This window comes from Promicromonospora sp. NPDC060204 (assembly GCF_042728455.1).
GTDB lineage: Bacteria > Actinomycetota > Actinomycetes > Actinomycetales > Cellulomonadaceae > Promicromonospora.
In genome coordinates this window covers 1-1,427 of record NZ_JBHWZO010000465.1, presented here as the reverse complement: position 1 = coordinate 1,427, position 1,427 = coordinate 1, and the positions used below count along the sequence as shown (strand labels likewise).

The window sequence follows — 1,427 nt, the reverse complement described above, 5'->3', positions numbered from 1 at the left end:
CCCGCATCCTGCGGGAGACCCGGCCTCGTGTCACGAGATCAATCGGTCAGGCGACGATGTAACGGGTGTCACCGATCGTGACCTCGACACTCAACGTGCCGCCCAATGCCTGGGCGTAACGGCGCAAGGTGTCGAGCCGAGTCGATTCCGCGCCTCCGGACTCGATCTGCGAGACCCGGTTCTGGCCCACGTGCATCCGCTCGGCAAGCTCGGCCTGGGTCAGGGCTTGCTGAGTGCGAAGCTCTCGCAGCTGCCAGGCACGCTGTCGCGCCAGGAGCCGTTCCTCGGCAGCAGCCACCTTCTCCGGGTCGACCGGGCGAGCCCGGTCCAGGTCATCAAGGCTTCGGGTCATCGTTCCTCTCCTCTTCCAGCATCGCCGTCAGCGCGCTTCCTGAGCGCCTCGAGATGGGCGTCATAGCGGTCGTCGGCCATCGGGATCGCGGACCTGTACCAATCCTGCCATCGCCCTGCCTTGTCACCGGCGACCAGGAGAATCGCTGATCTCGCGGGGTCGAAAGCGAACAACACTCGTAGTTCGCTGCGGCCCGCGGACCCTGGTCGCAGCTCCTTCATGTTCTTGTGCCGCGATCCGACCACCGTGTCCACGAGCGGCCGTCCGAGCTGCGGACCTCGGTCACGCAAGACTTTGATCGCAGCACGAACCTGAACGAACGACTCCTCCTCCAACCCTGTCAACCACACGAACACACCCTCATCGAACTCCACGTCCCAGGACACATTATCAGGCTATCCTGATGCACTGATAGTCGCCCGGTGAACAAGTGGCACGAATGGCCGACGAGGCCGTTCATCGGCGGAAGCCTCCCGGAGATCCATGCCTGATCACTCGCGCGCGAACAGGCTGCGGTCTCCTCGCATGTGTGGCGGCGCGAGGAACCTCGGCCGGTTGAAGAGTGCGACCGATCCGATGAGCACGAGCGAGACCAGCACGCCGGCCAAGCCGATCTCCAGGACGGTCGACCGATACTTCTCGTCGAGGAACGCGGAACCCGTCGCCACCCAGAGCGATCCCATCATCAGGACCCCAGGTAGAAATGCCCTGGTCATCGCGCGAGCCACCCGATCGTTTCCCTGGCTCATGCGCATCTGCAGGATGCTGTCCGTCATCCGCTCCGCGACGACGGGCTTTCGCCACAGCTCGATCGCGACCCAGACAAGAACCGCGAGCGTCAACCCGACGATCACGAAGAAACCCGCGTGGAGGCCCAAGCCCTCGGAACCCAGGATCGGATTCAGCGCCCCCTCGATATATCCGTTCATCGGAGGAAGCCTCCCAGAACGCATGCGCATCGCGAAGGGTTACGGAGAGGGAGCAGTGCTACCTCTCCGTTACCCAGCCTGTCGGCACGTCTTCACACCCGGCGGTCCAGATTCGACCCGGCCCGGGTTCGCCCCGACGGATCCCC

At 64.3% G+C, this 1,427-nt stretch carries 3 protein-coding genes; all 3 read right to left on the bottom strand.

Features of this window, described 5'->3' with window-relative positions; all coding sequences use genetic code 11:
* Nucleotides 1-46: 46 nt before the first annotated feature.
* Nucleotides 47-352: a helix-turn-helix domain-containing protein gene (locus tag ACFWEJ_RS28720; protein WP_377232562.1), complete on the bottom strand. Its 306-nt coding sequence runs from the start codon at nucleotides 350-352 to the stop codon at nucleotides 47-49.
* Nucleotides 349-738: a type II toxin-antitoxin system RelE/ParE family toxin gene (locus ACFWEJ_RS28715; protein ID WP_377232561.1), complete on the bottom strand. Its 390-nt coding sequence runs from the start codon at nucleotides 736-738 to the stop codon at nucleotides 349-351. The genes ACFWEJ_RS28720 and ACFWEJ_RS28715 overlap by 4 nt, the downstream gene beginning before the upstream one ends.
* A gap of 105 nt (nucleotides 739-843) precedes the next feature.
* Entirely contained in the window at nucleotides 844-1,281 is a 438-nt protein-coding gene (locus ACFWEJ_RS28710) for a hypothetical protein (protein WP_377232560.1), read from the bottom strand.
* Between the last annotated feature and the right edge of the window lie 146 nt (nucleotides 1,282-1,427).

Bases quoted from the DNA above. Each gene is read 5' to 3' on its own strand.
- ACFWEJ_RS28720 (WP_377232562.1), bottom strand. From the start codon at position 352: ATGACCCGAAGCCTTGATGACCTGGACCGGGCTCGCCCGGTCGACCCG.
- ACFWEJ_RS28710 (WP_377232560.1), bottom strand. From the start codon at position 1,281: ATGAACGGATATATCGAGGGGGCGCTGAATCCGATCCTGGGTTCCGAG.